We start from the raw sequence: 20,574 nt of genomic DNA, 5'->3' as shown, positions 1-20,574 counted from the left end.
TCAGATACCTCTTGTGTTTTTAGATTTTACCAACTCGCCAGGTCAGTAATAATCTAAATTTACTTGAGGTATTTTCTTTGGTCAACTCCTTGATTTATAGTATACAGGAAGCTTTCTATTGCTTCTTTAAGAAATCCTTCTTGTTCCGTCACCAATCTCCACTACATAAAAGTCTGCTGCATAACCTATGGTCTTTTCGTAAATTCCGCCTACATTTTTAACAAAATCCTCTACCTTATCCTCTTTTACAATACTGACTGTACAGCCTCCAAAGCCTGCCCCTGTCATTCTTGAACCGATAACGCCTTCCTGTTTCCAGGCTGCTTCTACCAGGGTATCCAGCTCTTTCCCCGTAACTTCGTAATCATCTCTCAGAGATATATGGGATTCGTTCATCAGTCTTCCGAAAGTTTCCAGTTCATTATTTTTCAGAGCCTTAACCGCCCGAACTGTTCTCTGATTTTCATAGACTGCGTGCTTTGCTCTTTTCCTGCAGACCGGATTTTTTATAACGTCTTTTATCTCCTCAAACTCTTCCTCAGACAATTCCCCAAGAGCCTGAACAGTCTTCACACTCTGGATATCTTTCAGGGCTTCTTCACATTCCGCTCTTCTCTCGTTATATTTAGAATCTGTCAGTTTTCTCTTCTTGTTGCTTGCAGCAATAACAATTTTGCAGCCTTCCATATGGATTGGCGCATATTCGTACTGAAGATTCTGGGTATCCAGGAAAATCGCATGGTCTTTTTTCCCCATTGCTATGGCAAACTGATCCATGATCCCGCAATTCATACCGTTAAAATTGTTTTCCCCATACTGTCCCATCAGAGCCAGGTTTATCATGGTCAGATCTTCGTAGCCGAACATATCTTTCAGAATAATTCCCATAAGAAGCTCCACAGAGGCAGAAGAAGAAAGACCTGAGCCATTAGGAATATTTCCATACATCAGCATGTCAAAACCTTTATCAATGGGATAGCCTTTTTCACGAAAGGTCCAGACAATCCCTTTGGGATAATTGGTCCATCCTGCACTGTCCTGATATACCAGGTCGTCCAGACTGGTTTCTATAACGCCCATTTTGCTGAAATTTTCAGAGTAAAGACGGATTTTCCTATCCCCTCTCTTTCTTGCCACGCCATAGGTTCCAATAGTCAGCGCGCAGGGAAAAACATGTCCCCCGTTATAATCTGTGTGCTCGCCGATAAGATTTACACGTCCCGGTGAGAAGTAAGAGCGAATATCTCCTCCTTCTCCAAAAAGCTTCTGAAACTTTTCCATCAATTGCAGCATCATTTCTACCTCCATGCTTTGCTTTTAAAACATTTTTTATGTTTTATTTCATTTTTTATGTTTCTATCGCAATTATAGCACAGATTGCCTGTTTGTAAACCCCCTTTTTAAAATTTTACTTTCATAACCAGATCCTGAGGATAGTCGCCGAAGCAGTTTCCAAATATATTCACCCCTCCTATGTGTTCTGCCTGTTCTTTGATTCCTATGATCACAGAAATATAAGGGCCTTTTTCCAGATCATAATCCTCTATCTTAAAAGGAGCGCTTCTCTCTCCATCCAGATAAGTTCCGGAACGGTCCAGTCTCCAGGTTTTCAGATTTCCATACTGGCTCTTGCTGTCCTCCCACCAGTCAGGGTTCAGTTTTCCCCTTCTTCCTCCAAAGTCCGAAGGACAGATCCAGGTTCCCGCTTCTTTTCCGTTAATCCATAAAGTGATGTCTGAAGGATAGTCCAGATTATAGTCCGGTGCCTCTGAACACAGTTCTGCCGAAAACTCTAAGACTCTGGCCGGTTCCTCCTGAAGAGCCGCATTAGGGAACCGGTATTCCAGATATCCGGAAGAAAACCAGATCAGTTTTGCCGTTGTCCGCTTAGGGTCATAGAAGCATCTGGGTTCATCTTCTCCATCAATATAGCCTTCCTCGTTTACCATTCCGCAGGTAGGGGTGATCCGATAGTCCACATAGTTTCCCACCGGCATGGAAATTATCTCTTCTTTCTTTTTCTCCTCCTGTTTCTGAAGATCCAGGATTACTTTTCCTTCTTGGGGAATACACATTTTCATGGAACCTCTTGCCGCTGGTTTCAATTCTGTGCGGATCAGGCCTGCCTCTTCCAGAACACGGATATTCAAGGCTGCAGAAGAAGCCGGTATGTCCAGCATTTCTGCAATCTCATTTACACACAGAGGACCGTTTCCCAATAAACTGAGAATTCTGATCCGGGCTTCTGAGGAAAGGGCCTTGCCCAATGCTGTCAGTTCTTTTTCGTTCTCTAAATTTAATTCTCTGTCCATTTGCAATATCTCCGCTGTTTTAAAACAAATATTTTATTCTATTTTACCCTTCTCTCCTCTTACTTGTCAACGAAAAAGGGACCAAAGCAGCCTGTTTTCAGGTATTCTGCTCTGATCCTTTCTCTATGCAAATCTGTTAGTCAGTATTCCCTTGATTTAATTGTTCTAAAATATCTGTCAGACTGCTGTCTTCAAAAATATAAAATGCTATCTTATCTTTTTTACTGTCCTTCCAGGTAATCTCACAGGAAACCTGGTAGTTTACATGGCTTCCTACAGTAAAGCGCTCGTCACGGAAAGTAGCCTGGGCCAGGAGCTTCTCAATGTCTTCTTCCGTGCGGTATTCTTTTTCCAGGTACTGTTCTTCCCCGCTTTCATAGGAATACCTGCTCAATAAGATAGATTCTACCTGGTCTGGCTCAATACTGTCAGCCATAGGATTCCCCAGCTTTTCCAGCATAGCTCTGGTCTTCTCGAAGCTCGCATATACTGGAAGGTTATAGCTATAAGTATAGGTACTATTCACGCTGTATCCCATAGCACTGATCTCCGGTTCTGCCTTTTCCTGAAGTTCCAGCCATCCTACCTGCTTCTCCCTGCGGCTCTGGTCAAAGGTCATATTTTCCAGTTCTTCCTGGTAGGTTTTTAGCAGCCTTTCCTGATTTTCATCAGATAAAGTTAAAGCCTTTCCTGATTCTGTAAAACTGTAGGTATAAATATTTTCAATTTTTTCTGTATCGATATAGCTGGTAGGCAAAATCTTTTCTCTGTATTCCCAGGTGTCATATACCCGTCCGATATTTTCTACCAGTTCCTCGGTCTCCGGTATATAGTACATTCGGTATACATCCTGTCCGGATTTCATGTGATAGCCTATATAGATCATAACCATCGTCTGCTCTGGATCACCGTTTTCCCGGAGACTCTGCACATCTGATGCATAGGCCTCATGGTCCCTGACATATTCCACACTCTTTTCTGCCAGCGCGTAAATCTCCTGGAAATCCTCTACCCACTGATTCAGTGAGAATGTGGTATATGTAGGGCTTTCCGTCACACTGCTTTCCGGATACTGGAACTGACCGCTGACACTGGGAAGATACAGAGACATAGAAGCAACCTTCTCTTCATCTGGTAAAAAAGTATCCACTCCTGTGATATCTGTCCGGTATCCTCCAAGAATCAGTATCAAAACTGCCAGAATCACCCCTGTTGATACCTTAGGCTTCAGAGCCATACGGATATCCATATTACAGAGGAAATCGAAGATCATGGAAAAGATCAGAGTGAGCACTACTGCGCCGATGACCATCCAGAAAAATTGGTTATACATGTAACCGCTGAAATACAGAGCACAGAGCAGGGAAAGAGGAAGTATCCCGCAGACCTTGATCACTGGCTCCAGCTTTTTAAATGCAATGGCTTTATGGAAGCTTTCTGAAGGACGTATCCGGTAAACCAATATGTCCGCCAGGATCACAACCAGGGCCAGAACAACTCCGTAAAGGAAATATATACACAAAGATTTCCAGGTCCAATCCACTGTTCCCCCGCTGATATAGGCAATAAGAGGGCTTAGAAAAATCCCAAAATCATAGTCCATCTCCTGTACGATTGTTTCAAAAAATCTGGCATTAAGTCTGGTAAAAGTCATATAGAGGATTGGCCCGTAAAACATCAGTGTCATAAATCCCAGCGTACCTGTAAAAAGGTTTCCTGTGAGCAGGATGGCAAGGACCGCCGCTCCATAGATTGCCAGAAAATAAATCACCGCCAGAAGGGTATGTATTACCAAAATACTCAGGGCTGTCTGGTTCACTGCACCGTAAACCAACCCTATAGCAAGAGTCAGCAGCAGGTTTAATACATAAGGGATCAGAAACAGACTGAATCCGCTTAAAAACTGTGCCATAAACAATCCTTCTCTTCTCATGGGAAGACTGTGGTAAAAATCTGTCTTCTCCTGGGAATAAAGGTAAAAGAAGACCGAAAGAGCCGCCAGAGCTCCGCAGCCGGCCACTATAACCTGAACCAGAGAGCTTCTGATACATTGGATAAAAGTATTTGTCATGTTAACAGTAAAGTTTGTGGTATCGATATATTTTGCCCCATCCAATGCCGTCAGGGTACTGGCCGGCATAACTACCAGAAAGGCAAGGAAGAATAAAATCATCAGCCAGAAATTCCTCCGGATATTTCCCCCGATAGTTTTAAGTAAATAATTTCTTGATGTCATAACCTGCCACCTCCGTTTCACTGATAAATATTTCTTCCAATGTCAGAGGAATGGCCTCTGCAAAAAGAGGATTCCGCCTCTGGATCTTTCTCATGATTTCCTCCCTGTCTCCCCGGACTACCATAGTCAGCAGGGAAAGTCTTTTTTCCGATTTGACCACCTGTAATTCTTTCAGCAGTTCCTCTTCATCCTTTTCATCTGGTATCACACATTGAACCTTATGGATGTTTTCTTTCATTTCTTCAATATCTTTGGAGAGAAGCACGCCTCCTTTGTGAAGAAGTCCCACATGATCACAGATATCTTCCAGTTCTCTTAAGTTATGTGATGCAATAATCGGGGAAAAAGAGCGGTTGGCCACCTCATAGGCCAGCAGGCTCTTTGCCGCCTGACGCATCACCGGGTCCAGACCGTCAAAAGTCTCATCGCAGAAAAGATATTTTGTTCCTGCGCTGATTCCCAATATTAAAGCTGCCTGTCTTTTCATCCCTTTGGAAAAAGTACTGATTTTTCTCTTATATTCTAATCCTACCTTTTCAGTCAGGCTTTTTACTTTCTTCCTGTCATACCGTGGATAGTAGGCAGCGTAATATTCCTCCATATCTGCAATAGACGCATTTGGAAAAAAGTAGGCGGTATCCGGCAGGAAAAAAATTTCTTCCTTAACCGCGGGATTTTCAAAAACCGGCTCTCCGTCTACTGAAATCTTTCCCTCGTCCGGTTTCAGCACACCGGCCAGCATTCTGAGGAAAGTACTCTTTCCCGCTCCATTGGTCCCTGCCAAACCAAAGATGCTGTTGTCCTCTATTGTGAGAGATATGTGATCCACAGCCTGAAGAGAGCCGAATCTCTTACACAGCCCCTCTGTTTTTATCATACTTTATCCTCCTCATAAAATTCAGACGTTTTGGCAATACATCTTTCTTTTTCAATTCCCAGCTCTTTTCCTTCCTGAATAACGTCCCGCAGCTTCTGGAAAAAAACTTCCTCCTTTTTTTCTTTCAGGGTCTGATTTCCTGACACAAAATTCCCCCTGCCTTTTACAGGATAGATATATCCCTGCTGCTCCAGGATCGTATAGGCTTTCTGGATTGTATTTGGATTAATCGAAAGCTCACTGGCCAGAGTCCTGACAGATGGCATCTGGGAATCTGCCTCCAGAATACCTTTTACGATCAGCATCTGAAATCTTTCCACGATCTGTTCATAGATAGGTTTCCGATTCTGATAATCAATAACAATCAATCCGGCTCCTCCTTTCCATCAGTCATGTCTTATTTCCGCAAGCAGCGGAGTTGATAATTTCACTGCGTATCAAGTGTACTATGTGTCTTAGTACACTTGTAGTATAAAAAATCCGGACTTCTTTGTCAACAAGAAATCCGGATTGTAATACTTATTTAACACTTTCTTTCGAAAAGCCCTGATGGTATTTGTCCCAGCCTCTTTTTAGTGAAACCGGTCTTCCTTCTCTGTCCAGGAAACAGTGGCTGCTTTTTCCAAGACACCGCACCTCTCCTGTTTCCTTATCTCTGACTGTATAGGACAGCTCCAGTTTTATACCGTTATACTTTACAATTTCTGTTTCTATCTCAACAGTATCTCCAAAATGAGTCATAGTCTTATATTCACAGGACACAGAAAGCACCGGACTGATCAGTCCATCTTTTTCCATCTGGGCATAAGAGAAGCCGCATCCCTCCATAAAGTCCACCCTGGCCTCTTCAAACCACCGGATGTAATTGGAATGATGAATGATCCCCATCTGATCTGTTTCATAATACTGAGTTTTATGTTCATATTTCATAATCTGACGCCTCTTATACTCCTGCTTCCAGTTCTTTTTTATTCTTTACAGCTCCCCACATATAAAGTCCATGGAGAACTAAGGAGAGAAGCATGGACAAAGGAAGACCAGCTCCCATAAATGCGATCTGTATAACCGCTGACAAGATTACAAAAGCAAAGAGACCGTAACCGCAGTAAAGAGGAAGTTTCTGCTTTCCTGGAATAGATGCAAAAATCATGCCCATGGCTCCTGCCAAAACCATAATAAGACCCCCTATACAGGTGATCGCTACAGAAATTACCAGAATCGGAACAGAAAATTCCACTCCACTCTCTGTAAAAGAAGCTGTAACTCCTTCCAAATCCGTAATCAGTACAAATGCAGACATCAGTCCATTCATCAAGTCATAGGCACCCAAGACCAGTTCAATCATGGCTACCCATCGAAGCAATGAATTTTTTCTGGTTTTCATACTATCTTCTCCTATTTTCCGTCCTTCTTAAATCTGAGTCTCCACAAAAATATCATATATCGCCCGGATTGCCGGTTCAAAGTCCTCGTCACGGACTCCTACAATTACATTCAGCTCACTGGAGCCCTGGTCGATCATCTTAACGTTTACATTGGCATGAGCCAGAGCCGCAAAAATTCTGGCAGCTGTGCCTCTGTTGGAACGCATGCCTCTGCCCACGACTGCAATAAGAGAAAGATCTGTCTCCAGTTCCATATAATCTGGTTTCACTACCCGGTGAATTCCTGAAATTACCTGCTGCTCTTTCTGGGCAAATTCATCCTGGTGGATGAAAATTGTCATTGTATCGATCCCCGATGGAATATGCTCAAAAGCAATCCCCTGTTCTTCCAGTACCTGCAGCACTTTTCTGCCAAATCCGATTTCTGAGTTCATCATAGATTTTTCGATGTTCAGAGCACAGAAGCCCTTTTTTCCTGCAATACCGGTAATGGTATAGGGGGGCTTTTTGCAGGTATCTTCTACGATCATCGTACCTGGATCTTCCGGAGCATTGGTGTTGCGGATGTTAATAGGGATACCGGCTTTACGCACAGGGAAAATCGCATCTTCATGAAGAACCGTGGCTCCCATATAGGACAGCTCTCTCAGCTCACGGTATGTAATGGTATCGATAGGTTTCGGATTCTGGATAATCCTGGGATCTGTTACCAGAAAGCCTGACACATCTGTCCAGTTCTCATATAGATCTGCATCAACAGCTCCTGCTACAATAGAACCTGTAATATCAGATCCTCCTCTTGAGAAGGTTTTAATCGTTCCGTCTTCCTTCGCGCCATAAAATCCCGGAATTACTGCCCGCTCCAGGTCTCCCAGTCTTTTAGCCACCAGTTTTTCCGTTATTTCGCCGTCAAACTGGCCATTTCCGTCAAAACGGATCATCTCTGCCGGGTCCACAAAGGCAAATCCCAGATAAGCCGCCATAATCTTTCCATTTAAATATTCCCCTCTGGAAGCCGCATATTCCTCTCCGATCTGCTTATTGAAATTTTCTTCCAGCAAAGCAAAATCCTCCTCCAGGGATAAAGACAGTCCAAGTCCGTCTATGATCTCCTGATAGCGGCTTTTGATTTCTTTTAAGATTTTTGGGAATCTCTCTTCATCTCCGGCACTGCGGTAGCAGGCATATAATAAGTCTGTAACCTTTGTATCTTCAGAAAAACGTTTTCCAGGAGCTGAAGGCACCACATATCTTCTGCTTTCATCTCCCCGGATAATAGCTCCCACTTTCTCAAACTGTGCTGCACTGGCCAGAGAACTTCCTCCGAATTTTACAACTTTCTTCATTTCATATATCCTCCTTAGGGGCTTTCTAATCTGCTTTCCTATGACAGAATGCTTTTCCGCATTGTATAAATAATAGCTTTTTCCCTGTCAAATGTCCAGTGTTTTCTTTGGATTTTCTATATTTCTGTCCTCTTTTGCCTTTTTAGCACCGTACCTTGATGAAAAGAGGCTGTTCTGAAAATATCCTTCAAGAACAGCCTCTTTTCATATATTTTTATTTGTTTCTGCTTCCTCTGTACTTTTCCTCACAATATTTGCAGCGATAAATTTCCTTTTTAGGATCTGCCAGGATAAAAATCTGTTCCAGTTCCTGTTCAATGGAGGTAATACACCGGGGGTTTTTACACTTGATCACATTGTGGACCTCTTTAGGAAGGCTTAGTTTTTTCTTCTCTACGATTTCTCCGTCCTTGATGATATTCACCGTAATATTGTGATCGATAAATCCCAGAATATCCAGATCCAGGGTATCAATGGGGCATTCCACCTTGATGATGTCTTTTCTTCCCATTTTGTTGCTTCTGGCATTTTTAATAATTGCCACACAACAATCCAGTTTATCCAGCTCCAGATCATGATAAATGGTCATGCTCTTACCGGCTTTGATATGGTCCAGAACCACACCTTCACTTAATTGTCCTACATTTAACATAATTCTACCCCCATTCCCAGCAGACTCAGGATCAGTGCCATGCGGACATAAACCCCGTATCTTGCCTGTTTAAAATAAGCTGCTCTGGGATCTGAGTCCACCTCTATGGAAATTTCATTTACTCTTGGCAGCGGATGAAGCACCAGCATATCTGGGCCGGCAAGCTCCATTTTTGCCTTGTCCAGAATATAGAAATCCTTCATTCTCACATAATCTTCTTCGTTGAAGAATCTTTCTTTCTGCACCCTGGTCATGTATAACAGATCCAGTTTGGGGAGAGCGTCTTCCAGTCTTTCTACTTCCTGAAATTCATGACCGCTGGCCTTTAGTACATCCTCCCGGATATAATCCGGTATCTTCAGTTCTTCTGGAGAGATCAGCACAAATTTTACGCCTTCGTATCTCACCAACGCTTCAATAAGAGAATGTACGGTCCTGCCAAACTTCAGATCTCCGCAAAGACCAATGGTAATATTATCCAGCCGCCCTTTCATAGAACGAATGGTAAGTAAATCTGTCAATGTCTGAGTAGGATGCTGATGTCCTCCGTCGCCTGCATTGATCACCGGAATCTGGGATGCCATGGAGCCTACCAGAGGCGCACCCTCCTTTGGATGGCGCATGGCGCAGATGTCCGCATAACATGAAATCATCCGGAGAGTATCTGCCACACTCTCGCCTTTTGCCGCTGAACTGGAATTAGCGCTGGAAAAACCCAGGACCTTTCCTCCCAAACGAAGCATTGCCGACTCAAAGCTGAGACGTGTACGTGTACTTGGCTCATAAAACAAAGTTGCAAGAATTTTTCCGTCACATTTATGAGCGTATTTCTCCGGATTATTTTCAATATCATTGGCCAGATCTAAAACCTTGTCCAATTCCTCTACGGATAAATCCAACGGACTCATTAAGTGTCTCATAGATTACCTCCTGTATATGTTTGACTTTTTTACTATCATATACTACTTCCAGGGGTATTTCAAGAATTTTCACTTTTCATGAGACAATATTTTTTCAAAAAGCAGTCCCGTACAGAACCACAGGGGCGCATAGTCAAGTCGGATCACACCTTTATAATTCAGTGGATAACGGCTATAATCCCAGGGACATACATTATAATGTTTCAGGAGGAGTCCCGTACTGAATTCTGCCGCAAAGATTCCCGTCATATACAGGCTCCCCCGCAATATGGCAGGAATCTTTTTCAGATATCTGGATAGTGGACCTATACAGGCAGCCATACCATATATGGGAAACATCCACAAAGAAGACTGTCCCATCATTTTCCATTCCTTTCTTCCTGCTGCATGAAGGCCTGTCCAGAAGATCTCAAGGCACCAGCCTGTGGCTCCGCACCGCAGAAAATCACCTTTCATATCTTCTTCTCCTCTTTTAATGATTATAGTTTTTCTTTATTATGTCTCTGTCCCAGATGCTTCATACATGCTGAAGAGCAGAAGGTTTCAGGTTTTCTTCTAATTTCCGGAACAAAAGACTTGCGGGAGAAAATCTGTCGGTGTATCATAAGCATAATAACTTTATGAAAAAGGAAGGAAGATACAAATGTTAGATCTGACCCAGCTCAGAGATGAAATCGACCATATCGACGATCAGATCGTCAGGCTTTTTGAAGAGAGAATGGCCGTGGCGGAAAAGGTGGCCCGGTTTAAAATAGAGACAAAGAAACCTGTTTTTGATGCCAGCAGAGAGAAGGCAAAATTGGAGACCCTCAGCAGTCAGGCTTCCGGAGAGTTTAACAGCAGAGGAATTTATGAACTCTACCGGCAGATCATGTCTATCAGCAGAAAGCGCCAGTATCAGCTTATGGAGGAACATAAAGGCACATGGGATCCGCTTTTTTCCCCTGTAGATGCTCTGAAAAAAGAAGACGTCACTGTAGTGTTCCAGGGAGTAGAAGGTGCTTACAGCTATGCCGCCATGAATACTTTTTTTGGAAAAAACATCAAAAGTTTTCATGTAGATACCTGGAAAGATGCCATGGAAGCAATCAAAAACTATGACGCTGATTTTGCTGTTCTGCCTATAGAAAATTCTACTGCAGGCATTGTCCAGGACAATTATGACCTGCTGACCAAGTATGACCATGTAATCGTAGGGGAACAGATCATCCCCTGTCAGCATGCTCTGGTAGGTCTTCCTGGAACTTCCATGGAAGAAATTACAGATGTCTATTCCCATCCTCAGGCCCTTATGCAATGCAGAGTCTTCCTGGAGTCTCACAAAGAGTGGGTAACTCATGAATTTGGAAACACAGCTGCTGCAGCCAAGAAAATCGCAGAAGAAGGAGACCATACCCAGGCAGCTATCTCCAGTCCCTATGCTGCTGAATTTTTCGGTCTTTCCGTGCTGAAAGAGAATATATATACTAACGCTGGAAACTCTACCAGATTTATTATTGTTACCAGAGATAAAATCTATTGCCGAAATGCAGGTAAAATCAGTGTCAGCTATGAACTGCCCCATGAAAGCGGAAGTCTTTACAACAGCTTGTCTCATTTCATCTATAATGGACTGAATATGACCAAGATTGAATCCCGGCCTATTCATGGGCGCAACTGGGAATACCGCTTTTTTGTGGATTTTGAGGGGAATTTAAGTGACAGTGCTGTAAAGAATGCCCTCCGGGGTCTGGAGGCTGAAACTCAGAATTTCCGTATCCACGGCAATTATTAGAAAGGAATCAGAAGGATGTTTAATATTGACGAATGTATCTTATACCGAAATTTTCAGCAGGGAGATATCCTGGAAGACATGTCCAGAGCCTTGGAAATCTGCTGTCTTGAGCCAGAAGAGCCTGGCAAGTCCAAATCTTTGTTTTACAGCTGCATGAACCGGCTGGTAGAAATGGCCAGCACCTATGGTTTTACGGGAAATCTGTGGCACAGCTATCTTACCTATCTCCTTGCCAATCATGAAAATGCTTTCAGTACTGCCTGTGAGATCACCGGCCCAGTGGAAGGCACCATTAACCAGCTTGCTCTCCATGATTTTGAGATTTTCAAGGACCTTTTTAACCTGGATTTTTCAGCTTTTGAAAATTTTTACGGCTCATCCTCCTGCTGCCATCTGATTAATGAATATGAAAATGACAGCCATGGGAGCAAACAGTTTAATGAACGGATCAGCAGCCGTCTGAACACTTTAAGCAATCTTTTGGCCGCTTCCAACTCTCCGGAAGAATTCATGAAACATATGGTAGACTTTTACAAAGATTACGGTGTAGGAAAACTTGGTCTCCACAAAGCCTTTCGTCTGGAACACGGCCCCAATGACCAGCGGGTAAAAATCGTTCCCATTACTAAGATTGCCCATGTGCATCTGGATGACCTGGTGGGTTACGAAATTGCCAAGAAAAAACTGATTGACAATACAGAGGCCTTCTTAAATGGAAAGCCGGCCAATAACTGTCTTCTTTTTGGAGATGCAGGAACTGGAAAGTCCTCATGTATCAAAGCAATCCTTAATCAGTATTATGACAGAGGCCTGCGTATTATTGAAGTATACAAACACCAATTCAAAGACCTGAATGATGTGATCGCCCAGATTAAAAACCGGAATTACAAATTTATTATCTACATGGATGACCTGTCCTTTGAGGATTTTGAAATCGAATATAAATATCTGAAAGCTGTAATTGAAGGAGGTCTGGAACGAAAACCAGATAATATCCTAATCTATGCTACCTCCAACCGCCGGCATCTGGTCCGGGAAAAATTCAGCGACAAGGCTGACCGGGATGATGACCTTCATACAAATGATACTGTGCAGGAAAAACTCTCCCTGGTTTATCGTTTCGGCGTAACCATTTACTTTGGTTCACCCAGTAAGAAAGAGTTCCAGCAGATTGTACTGACCCTGGCCCAAAAGCATGGTCTGCATATGGACCAGGAGGAACTTTTCCAGCAGGCCAATGCCTGGGAACTGCGCCATGGCGGCCTGTCCGGAAGAACTGCCCAGCAGTTTATTGATTATCTTTTAGGTCAACAGGCATAAAAGATTCTGCAGGGGAGTCTAAGGGCTCCTATAGAATAAAAAAAGCGTACCCCTTCTTCCTGGAATAGGAATTAAGGGATACGCTTTTTTTATGTGATAAGCAGAACGATAAGCCGGGTTATGTCGTGAATAATCATCTATCCAGTCCTGCCGTCGCCGGCAGGCTCAAGCGACCCACCTGAAAACGTGACGGGCAGCCACATTGTTTTCTATTCGGTCTTGCTTCGGATGGGGTTTACATATGCCCTTCCTGTTACCAGGAAAGCGGTAGTCTCTTACACTGCCCTTCCACCCTTACCGGATTTCTCCGGCGGTACATTTCTGTTGCACTGTCCTTGGAGTCACCTCCACCAGACGTTATCTGGCATCCTGCCCTGTGAAGCCCGGACTTTCCTCACCTGACCCCTTTCGGTACTGTCAGCCGCGATTATTTATTCTACTTATCACATGAGGTTCAGTATATCATATCCTTGCAGAAAAAGTAAATCCTTTTTTATTCTACATTTCTGCTTCCATATGCTTTTTCTCTGCTTATGCCAGATCTTCCGGCACTTTTGGAAGTCCTGCGAAGCCAGTTTCCAGGTCTTCATCTGTAGGAATATAGTCTGTCATCTTTCCGTCATTAAAGCTTTCGTAAGCATACATATCAAAGTATCCGGTACCGGTCAGCCCAAAGACAATGGTCTTTTCCTCCCCGGTTTCTTTACATTTCTTTGCCTCATCCATGGCAACTTTAATGGCATGAGCACTCTCAGGGGCCGGAAGGATGCCTTCTACCCTTGCAAACTCCTCGGCAGCAGCAAATACAGAAGTCTGCTCTACAGACCTTGCTTCCATCAGTCCGTCATGGTAAAGCTGTGACAGAATAGAACTCATTCCATGATAGCGGAGACCACCTGCATGATTTGCAGAAGGAATAAAGTTACTGCCCAGGGTATACATCTTCTGAAGAGGCGTTACCATACCTGTATCGCAGAAGTCATAGGCAAACTTTCCTCTGGTAAAACTTGGGCAGGAAGCAGGCTCTACTGCAATAATCTGATAATCTCTTTCTCCTTTGATTTTTTCTCCCATAAATGGTGAGATCAATCCTCCCAGATTAGAACCGCCTCCGGCACAGCCGATGATCATATCCGGAACAATTCCATATTTATCCAGGGCAGTTTTTGTTTCAAGGCCAATAACCGTCTGATGAAGAAGTACCTGGTTCAGTACGCTTCCCAGTACATAGCGGTAACCCTCTTGATGAGTGGCTTTCTCTACTGCTTCAGAAATAGCGCAGCCAAGGCTTCCAGAAGTTCCCGGATGTTCTTTCAGAATCTTTCTTCCAATTTCTGTTGTTTCAGAAGGAGAAGGTGTCACGGAAGCGCCGTATGTCCTCATAACTTCTCTTCTGAATGGCTTCTGTTCATAAGAGCACTTCACCATATATACCTGGCAGTCAAGGTCAAGGTAAGCGCAGGCCATGGAAAGAGCTGTTCCCCACTGTCCGGCTCCTGTCTCCGTAGTTACACCTTTTAACCCCTGTTTCTTAGCATAATAAGCCTGAGCAATTGCAGAGTTTAATTTATGGCTTCCGCTGGTATTATTCCCCTCAAACTTATAGTAGATTTTCGCCGGCGTATCCAGTTTCTTCTCCAGACAGTAGGCTCTTACAAGAGGTGAGGGACGGTACATTTTATAAAAGTCCTGGATTTCCTGAGGAATATCAATGTAAGCAGTTGTATTGTCAAGTTCCTGCTCTACCAGTTCTTTACAGAAGACCTGTCCCAGCTCTTCTGCCGTCATAGGTTTCATAGTAGCCGGATTCAGCAGAGGCGCAGGTTTATTTTTCATATCCGCTCTGAGATTATACCACTGTTTTGGCATCTCGCTTTCTTCAAGATAGATTTTATAAGGGATCTCTTTGTTTCTTGCCATTGTCTATTCTCCTTTCACTTGTTTGCTTCTTGTCAGCGGAAGTCCGTATTTCGGCAGGCATCTATACAAAAGAAAAACTCCTGCCCAGGAAACAATTTCTGTTCCTTGGGACAAGAGTTTAAATCCTGCGGTGCCACCCAAATTGATATTTACATATCCGCTTAATGCATACTTCATATGCTGGGTTTCGTAACGGAGTTTCCTCTCCGGCTCACATACTGTAATTTCTGCTTGCCCTCAGAAGCCCATTCCTCTCTGACGCTGATACTGCATTTCCACCCCCTGCAGTTCTCTGTATTCAGACTATTCTCAGAAAGTACTCACTCTTCTTCAACGGTTTAACATGATAAATACTTTATAACATATCCTTTCTCGGTATGTCAACCTATTTCTTCTCTAAAATTCATTAGTCACTCTGGGGAGTGAAAACTTTAATCCTATAGGATTTTTGGAAAGTACCTGAAGGCTCCACTTTCAGTATACCCGGTTTTTCTGAAATTTCACCGGCAAATCCATGATCATCGCACCTTCCCATCCAAGGCTCCAGACAGACAAAAGGAGCCCCTGGAACGGACCAGATGCCAAAATGGGTAAATCCCTCACATTCCAGAGAAAGATAGGGCTTTCCATCCGGATAGCCGATTGCCGCCCACTGCACCTGTCCCTTGTCAAAGATCAAAGCATCCCGGTCAAACATATTCTCTGTAATTCTGCAGCCATCATATTCTCCATATTTTTCCAGGGAAAGCTTATAGCAATGGGAGGAGTCTGCTGTACCTTCTCCAGGGCAGATAAGCTTGTATTCCAGCTCTTTATTGCCCTTAAACAGCAGCTTGTAATCCGTCTGAACTGTTTCCTCCAGAACCGGCACACGAAAAGCCGGATGACCTCCTATAGTAAAAAACATGGTTTCCTGATCCCGGTTTTTTACTTCCCACTTTACCTGCAGTTCTCTATCCGAAAGACTGTAGGTAATACGGAGTTCAAAGGAAAAGGGGAAATATTCTTTAGTCTTTTCTGTATCCTGCAGAGAAAAGACCAGCTCATTCTCCTTTTCCTCTATACAGGAAAATTCCATATCCCTTGCAAATCCATGCTGCTTTGTAGAAAATTTCTTTTCCTTCCAGATATAAAAATCTCCGCTGTGTCTCCCTACATTAGGGAAAAGTATCGGGGAGCGTCTTCCCCAGTATTTAGGGTCTCCCTGCCAGAGAACTTCTTTCTCTGTCTCCTTGTCATAAATACTCTGAAGCTCAGCTCCATGAGAAGATACTTCCACTTTTAAATATGGGTTTTCTATACGATACATTTGTATTCCCTTCTTTCAATAAATTTCTTGAATAAGGCTCTGGATAAATTCTTCCTGGAGATCCAGGTCAAACAAAATCTGAAGGAGTCCAAAGCGATTCCTCAAATCCTTTGCATAATAGATTCCTCTGGCAAATACTTCCTCTGAAACATTGATCTGATTCGGATAATAAGGCGCCTCCATCGATTTCAGGATTTCTATGATTTCTTCTGCTTTTGGAAGTTCATTTACCACTTTGAAGATTTCTTCTATATGCTCTTGAAAAACTGATCTTCTTCTGAGAACCTCTCCGTCAGAATTTTTTCCGATTTTTTTCTCCAACTCCAAGACGCCGGGAGCTGCCGGTCCGTAAGCTTCTTTGATTTTCTCAGTCCACAGCTCCTGGTCAAAGGAAGGCTCCTCCAGAGGAAACAGAATCTCTCTCTTTTCTTTCAGCATTTCATAAAGGCGGATAGCCACTACCGTGCCAATCCCCACCTTTGTGCCGTGAAGTGGATCTGGCTGCTGGTCTAAAAGAAACATCATCTCCCAGTAATGAGACATATGATGTTCACTTCCAGAGGCAGGCCTGGAATTTCCGATATAGCTCATGGCAATACCGCTCAGCACCAGTCCCTCCATAATAGCCCCAATAGCTTCCTTGTCTCTGTGAGCTGCCTTTTCCGCATTCTCAGCTACTTTTTTAATAGATTCCCGGACCAGTTCCATAATCTCCGGACAAATATATTCTCCATTTACGATATGAGCCAGCTGCCAGTCTGTAAGGCAGACATATTTGCCCAGAATGTCTCCAGCTCCAGCTGCTATCATATGAAGAGGAGCTTGGGAAATAATATCCAGGTCTCCAATGATCACTCTGGCCGGTCTGGCCTCATAGGTTGTCTTTAAATGACGGATGATCAGCGGAGAAACATTAGATGCATATCCATCCATAGAAGGAGCAGTTCCCACAATATAATAATCCATTTTCATCTTGTAGCTGACGTAACGGCACAGGTCGTTGATCGTTCCGCTTCCCACTGCAATGATCAGGTCGCAGTCATTGGGAACCCTGGTAAAAAGGTAAATCAGTGCATCCTCATCAGGCACCAGCTCTTCGTCCTGATAAACAACCTTTTCAAAAGCATATCCCGCCTTCTCAAGTTCTTCATAAACCATCAGGCCCGCTGCCTGCTCTGTATGGAGATCGCTGACCACACACAGTTTCTGATACTTATGTTTGCCCAAAACCTGGGGAAGACGTTTTATCGCACCGTCCTCAATAATGATCTCCTCAATATCGCAGACATGATTTTTTCCGCAGCTGCAGTGTTTTTCTTTTTGTAAATATTCTTTCCAATCCATTTTTCACCATAACCTCTCTTGTACAGGCTGGTCCACAGATGACCATTTCAGGCCATGCCACCTTTATTTCTGCTATAACTATAACACGGTATTTGTCTATGTCAAAGAGAGATTTAAAATATTAACTAATCATATTATTAATATTTTAATTTATTAGTATATTTTCCCTTGATTTTTGGCTGTTATTTCTCCATTTGGACAACGGTTTCCCCAGGAATCAATTAATTTTCCATCTCTGTAGACACAGATAATCTCACAATGGTTCGCACACTTGCCACAGGTGATTTCTCTTGTTTTAAATTCCATGTCTGCCACATGAAAATCAAAAGCTCCCTCTTGTCTGGATTCCTTTGCCAGAATTGCAATACCGAAAGCTCCCATGAGATGACCTTTTTCATCTACCAGTACAGGCATCCCCAGCTCTTCTTCAAACATTTTTACAACGCCTTCATTTTTGCTGACGCCGCCCTGGAACACTACAGGGGAAATAATTTTCTTTCCTTTTGCCACATTGTTCAGATAGTTGCCAGCTACGGCTTTACATAGTCCCGCTATGATCTCTTCTCTGGGATATCCAACCTGGAGTTTATGGACCAGGTCAGATTCTGCAAAAACTGTACATCTGGCCGCCACCGGCGCTGCTCTTTTGGCTGACAAGGCAATCCTGCCGAAATCTTCCACTTCCACTCCAAGTCTGTGAGCCTGGCTGGAAAGAAAAGCTCCTGTTCCTGCGGCGCAGAGAGTATTCATAGCATAGTCTACTGCTACACCATTCTCCACACAAATGATCTTAGAATCCTGGCCGCCGATTTCCAGAATCGTACGCACATCCGGATGAATGGAGGTTGTTCCCACTGCATGAGCAGTGATCTCATTTTTCACCACCTGGGCCCCGATCATGCTTCCCACTAATTTTCTGGCACTGCCTGTTGTACCAGAAGCCACGATCTCATACTGCTCCCCGTCAAAATTTTTCTGCAGTTCAGTCAGCACTTTTTTTGTTGCTTCCGTAGGGTTTCCCTCTGTCCACAGATAACATTCCGCCAGAAAGTCTTTATTTTCATTAATGATCACACCTTTTGTGGAGATAGAACCTATATCAATTCCCAAATATGCTTTCTTCTTCATCGCAGTACTTTCTTCTTCCTTTCTAACATATCGTAAAATGCCTCCAGTCTCGTATCAAGGCCCGTATCGCTGTTCTGTGTATCATAACTCAGGTATAAAACCGGGATATGATAATCCCTGCTTATGTTCTGCAGTACGGGAACTGCATCAATCTCCGGCGTGCATCCGAAAGATTTCACATGAACAATTCCGTCAAATCCCTGTCTGGCATAGTCTAAAGCAGAATTTACCGTCCAGGTTGTGGTGGGACCCATATTAAATTTAACATACTCCCGGATTTTGGGACGCAGAGCCCTTTCCTTTGCTCTGAAATGACAGTTTGTCACGCTCATGTATCGATACACCGCCGCTCCAAGGCCGCTCAATTTATCCTGAAGGTGATGATTGGCGTGGGCATCCATTACTGTAAAATATTCTCCCACTATGCCAATCCGAATAGGCCTTTCCGGCATCCGGATTTCCAGACGGCTCATTTCTGATTTTGCTTTTTGATAGCCATTTCTGATCTCTTCTTTCGTCTCTGCTATCTGCATATCCAGATAAAACTGGTCCATGACCTTCCGGAAACTGCCTTTCTCTGCCTCATATCCTGCATTCTTATAATAAAAGGCCTCCAGCTCGTCCATATATTCTGCCATCTTAATTCCATCCAGGACTCCGGACACAAATTTTGCAGGTTTCAGACGGGGATTTAGCTCCTTTGCAAGCTTCAGCCATTCTTTTTTCTTTCCCCCCATGTATTCGGCAAGGTTAATAAATTCAAAGTGATACCCTAGTTCCTTCAGGATTTCTTTTTGAAGCTCTCCGTAATAATCAAGTCTGCAAAGGCCTCCTGTCTCCACAACAACATCTGCTCCTGCCTCCAGTGCCTCGATCAGACTGCCCAGAGTATGTTTAAATGGCGCACAGGCATAATCTGGGCTGTACTTGCTTCCCAGCTCCACTGTGGCTCTGGTAGCTGGCGGAAGCTGAATATAGCACAATCCCAGAGCCTGCTCTGCAATATAGCGTATCGCATAATCATAATGATGAAACCGTGGAAAAGCAATCTTTTTTCTGTCGTCAAAATTAATTTCCATAGCCTCCTGCTTTCTGATATTGAATAATATCTATAAAACTTTCAATTCGTGTTTCTACACCCGCCGTCCCCTCCTGGGCGTCCAAAGTAAGCTGGAGGACCGGAATGCCATTAATTTTTCTTATGAGCATGTCATTAACCAGCGCATCCGGCCCGCAGGGATATGCGCTGATCAGCACAATGCCGTCAACCTTATCTTTCAGCAGCATGATCGCACCAGTCATTTCTCTGTTAATGATCCAGGGCATTACCTTTGAAAAATGGTAACTTCTCTTTAAAGCGTTTTCTCTGTTTACGTAATCCGTATATAAAACTTCATGTCCCATTCTTTTCAGGATTTCTGCAATCTCACCGCCCATATATCCATCATGTAACACATAAGGATGACCGGCCAACAGAATTTTTGTCTTTGTTCCTTCTAAGATTTTTCCTTGTTTCTTTTCCTGAGACTTAAACCAGCTCTCCTGCTCCTTTTTTGCCAGGTTATATGCCTTTTTCACTTCTTTTTTGGTTTTGCCCAGACAAAGTCCCAGCTCCATATAAACCTTTTCTTCCTTTGTGTGGTCATACCAGTCATAGCTAACTGTTAAAATCTGCAGCTGTGTTCCCTTGAAGATATTTTCCACCAGATCCGGCAGAGACTGATATCGCGTACACATCCGTTCTTTTGACTCAAATCCTCCCATACGGGGCACAAATACTGCATCACATTTTCCGATCAGCTCTTTTACATGTCCCAGATATACTTTAAAAGGAAGGCAGGTTTCATCAATGGCAAGCTGGATTCCTTCGTCCAGTATCTGCCTGTCACTTTTTTCGCTGACTACACTTTGGTATCCCAAGTTTTCAAAAAAGGATTTCCACAATATCCCATCCCGGTATATCATTAATCCTCTGGGGATTCCAATTTTTTGAATCGCCATATCTCTTTCCTCTCTTCTGCAATGGAATAATTAGTAAACAAACCGGTTCG

19 protein-coding genes, 1 other RNA gene and 1 other annotated feature are annotated in these 20,574 nt (G+C 43.4%); of the genes, 2 read left to right on the top strand and 18 right to left on the bottom strand.

Annotated elements, in window-relative coordinates:
* Window positions 1-126 precede the first annotated feature (126 nt).
* The 11 genes from B5G00_RS10135 to B5G00_RS10085 form a co-directional block, all read right to left on the bottom strand.
* Complete coding sequence (locus B5G00_RS10135; protein ID WP_087272331.1) at window positions 127-1,296, bottom strand: galactokinase; 1,170 nt, start codon at window positions 1,294-1,296, stop codon at window positions 127-129.
* 104 nt (window positions 1,297-1,400) lie between these two features.
* Window positions 1,401-2,312 carry an ArsR/SmtB family transcription factor gene (locus tag B5G00_RS10130; protein ID WP_087272328.1) on the bottom strand — a complete coding sequence of 304 codons (912 nt, stop codon included), beginning with the start codon at window positions 2,310-2,312 and terminating at the stop codon, window positions 1,401-1,403.
* 136 nt (window positions 2,313-2,448) lie between these two features.
* Complete coding sequence (locus B5G00_RS10125; RefSeq protein WP_087272325.1) at window positions 2,449-4,548, bottom strand: DUF6449 domain-containing protein; 2,100 nt, start codon at window positions 4,546-4,548, stop codon at window positions 2,449-2,451.
* Window positions 4,523-5,425, bottom strand: coding sequence for an ABC transporter ATP-binding protein (locus tag B5G00_RS10120; RefSeq protein WP_087272321.1), 903 nt, complete (start codon window positions 5,423-5,425; stop codon window positions 4,523-4,525). Before B5G00_RS10120 ends, B5G00_RS10125 begins: the two co-directional genes overlap by 26 nt.
* Window positions 5,422-5,793: a GntR family transcriptional regulator gene (locus B5G00_RS10115; RefSeq protein ID WP_087272318.1), complete on the bottom strand. Its 372-nt coding sequence runs from the start codon at window positions 5,791-5,793 to the stop codon at window positions 5,422-5,424. The genes B5G00_RS10120 and B5G00_RS10115 overlap by 4 nt, the downstream gene beginning before the upstream one ends.
* A 151-nt stretch (window positions 5,794-5,944) precedes the next feature.
* Window positions 5,945-6,355 carry an acyl-CoA thioesterase gene (locus B5G00_RS10110; protein WP_087272314.1) on the bottom strand — a complete coding sequence of 137 codons (411 nt, stop codon included), beginning with the start codon at window positions 6,353-6,355 and terminating at the stop codon, window positions 5,945-5,947.
* A gap of 13 nt (window positions 6,356-6,368) precedes the next feature.
* Window positions 6,369-6,809, bottom strand: a complete 441-nt coding sequence (locus B5G00_RS10105; protein ID WP_087272311.1) for a hypothetical protein — start codon at window positions 6,807-6,809, stop codon at window positions 6,369-6,371.
* Between the two features lie 27 nt (window positions 6,810-6,836).
* Window positions 6,837-8,156, bottom strand: a complete 1,320-nt coding sequence (locus tag B5G00_RS10100) for an aspartate kinase (protein WP_087272307.1) — start codon at window positions 8,154-8,156, stop codon at window positions 6,837-6,839.
* 214 nt (window positions 8,157-8,370) lie between these two features.
* Window positions 8,371-8,808, bottom strand: coding sequence for an aspartate carbamoyltransferase regulatory subunit (locus tag B5G00_RS10095; RefSeq protein WP_087272302.1), 438 nt, complete (start codon window positions 8,806-8,808; stop codon window positions 8,371-8,373).
* Complete coding sequence (gene pyrB, locus B5G00_RS10090; RefSeq protein WP_087272300.1) at window positions 8,802-9,728, bottom strand: aspartate carbamoyltransferase; 927 nt, start codon at window positions 9,726-9,728, stop codon at window positions 8,802-8,804. Before pyrB ends, B5G00_RS10095 begins: the two co-directional genes overlap by 7 nt.
* A 69-nt stretch (window positions 9,729-9,797) precedes the next feature.
* Window positions 9,798-10,184 carry a putative ABC transporter permease gene (locus B5G00_RS10085; RefSeq protein WP_087272297.1) on the bottom strand — a complete coding sequence of 129 codons (387 nt, stop codon included), beginning with the start codon at window positions 10,182-10,184 and terminating at the stop codon, window positions 9,798-9,800.
* A gap of 187 nt (window positions 10,185-10,371) precedes the next feature.
* Between B5G00_RS10085 and B5G00_RS10080 the strand changes: the two genes are divergently transcribed.
* A complete protein-coding gene (locus B5G00_RS10080) occupies window positions 10,372-11,502 on the top strand; it encodes a bifunctional chorismate mutase/prephenate dehydratase (protein WP_087272295.1) in 1,131 nt (376 codons plus the stop codon).
* A gap of 15 nt (window positions 11,503-11,517) precedes the next feature.
* The gene (locus B5G00_RS10075) at window positions 11,518-12,822 is read left to right on the top strand and encodes an ATP-binding protein (protein WP_087272292.1); all 1,305 of its coding nucleotides are present in this window, start codon (window positions 11,518-11,520) and stop codon (window positions 12,820-12,822) included.
* Between the two features lie 93 nt (window positions 12,823-12,915).
* On the opposite strand, the gene rnpB is transcribed toward B5G00_RS10075, so the two are convergent.
* From rnpB to B5G00_RS10040, 7 genes are all read right to left on the bottom strand, one after another.
* An RNA gene (gene rnpB / locus B5G00_RS10070) (RNase P RNA component class A) lies at window positions 12,916-13,265 on the bottom strand.
* A gap of 88 nt (window positions 13,266-13,353) precedes the next feature.
* Window positions 13,354-14,742 carry a TrpB-like pyridoxal phosphate-dependent enzyme gene (locus tag B5G00_RS10065; RefSeq protein ID WP_087272289.1) on the bottom strand — a complete coding sequence of 463 codons (1,389 nt, stop codon included), beginning with the start codon at window positions 14,740-14,742 and terminating at the stop codon, window positions 13,354-13,356.
* Between the two features lie 103 nt (window positions 14,743-14,845).
* Window positions 14,846-15,085: a binding site (T-box leader), on the bottom strand.
* Window positions 15,086-15,148: 63 nt separating this feature from the next.
* Window positions 15,149-16,051: an aldose 1-epimerase family protein gene (locus B5G00_RS10060; protein ID WP_087272285.1), complete on the bottom strand. Its 903-nt coding sequence runs from the start codon at window positions 16,049-16,051 to the stop codon at window positions 15,149-15,151.
* A 15-nt stretch (window positions 16,052-16,066) separates the two neighbouring features.
* A complete protein-coding gene (locus B5G00_RS10055) occupies window positions 16,067-17,395 on the bottom strand; it encodes a sn-glycerol-1-phosphate dehydrogenase (RefSeq protein WP_087272283.1) in 1,329 nt (442 codons plus the stop codon).
* A 153-nt stretch (window positions 17,396-17,548) separates the two neighbouring features.
* Window positions 17,549-18,523 (bottom strand): acyl-CoA dehydratase activase, encoded by a 975-nt coding sequence (locus tag B5G00_RS10050; protein ID WP_087272280.1) that lies wholly within the window; start codon window positions 18,521-18,523, stop codon window positions 17,549-17,551.
* Window positions 18,520-19,602 (bottom strand): 2-hydroxyacyl-CoA dehydratase, encoded by a 1,083-nt coding sequence (locus B5G00_RS10045; protein WP_087272277.1) that lies wholly within the window; start codon window positions 19,600-19,602, stop codon window positions 18,520-18,522. The genes B5G00_RS10050 and B5G00_RS10045 overlap by 4 nt, the downstream gene beginning before the upstream one ends.
* Window positions 19,592-20,524, bottom strand: coding sequence for an acyl-CoA dehydratase activase-related protein (locus B5G00_RS10040; RefSeq protein ID WP_087272273.1), 933 nt, complete (start codon window positions 20,522-20,524; stop codon window positions 19,592-19,594). Before B5G00_RS10040 ends, B5G00_RS10045 begins: the two co-directional genes overlap by 11 nt.
* Window positions 20,525-20,574: the final 50 nt, after the last annotated feature.

It is taken from the genome of Blautia sp. An46, from assembly GCF_002161645.1.
Classification (GTDB): Bacteria; Bacillota; Clostridia; order Lachnospirales; family Lachnospiraceae; genus Blautia; species Blautia ornithocaccae.
This window is presented reverse-complemented; position numbering and strand designations above follow the sequence as displayed.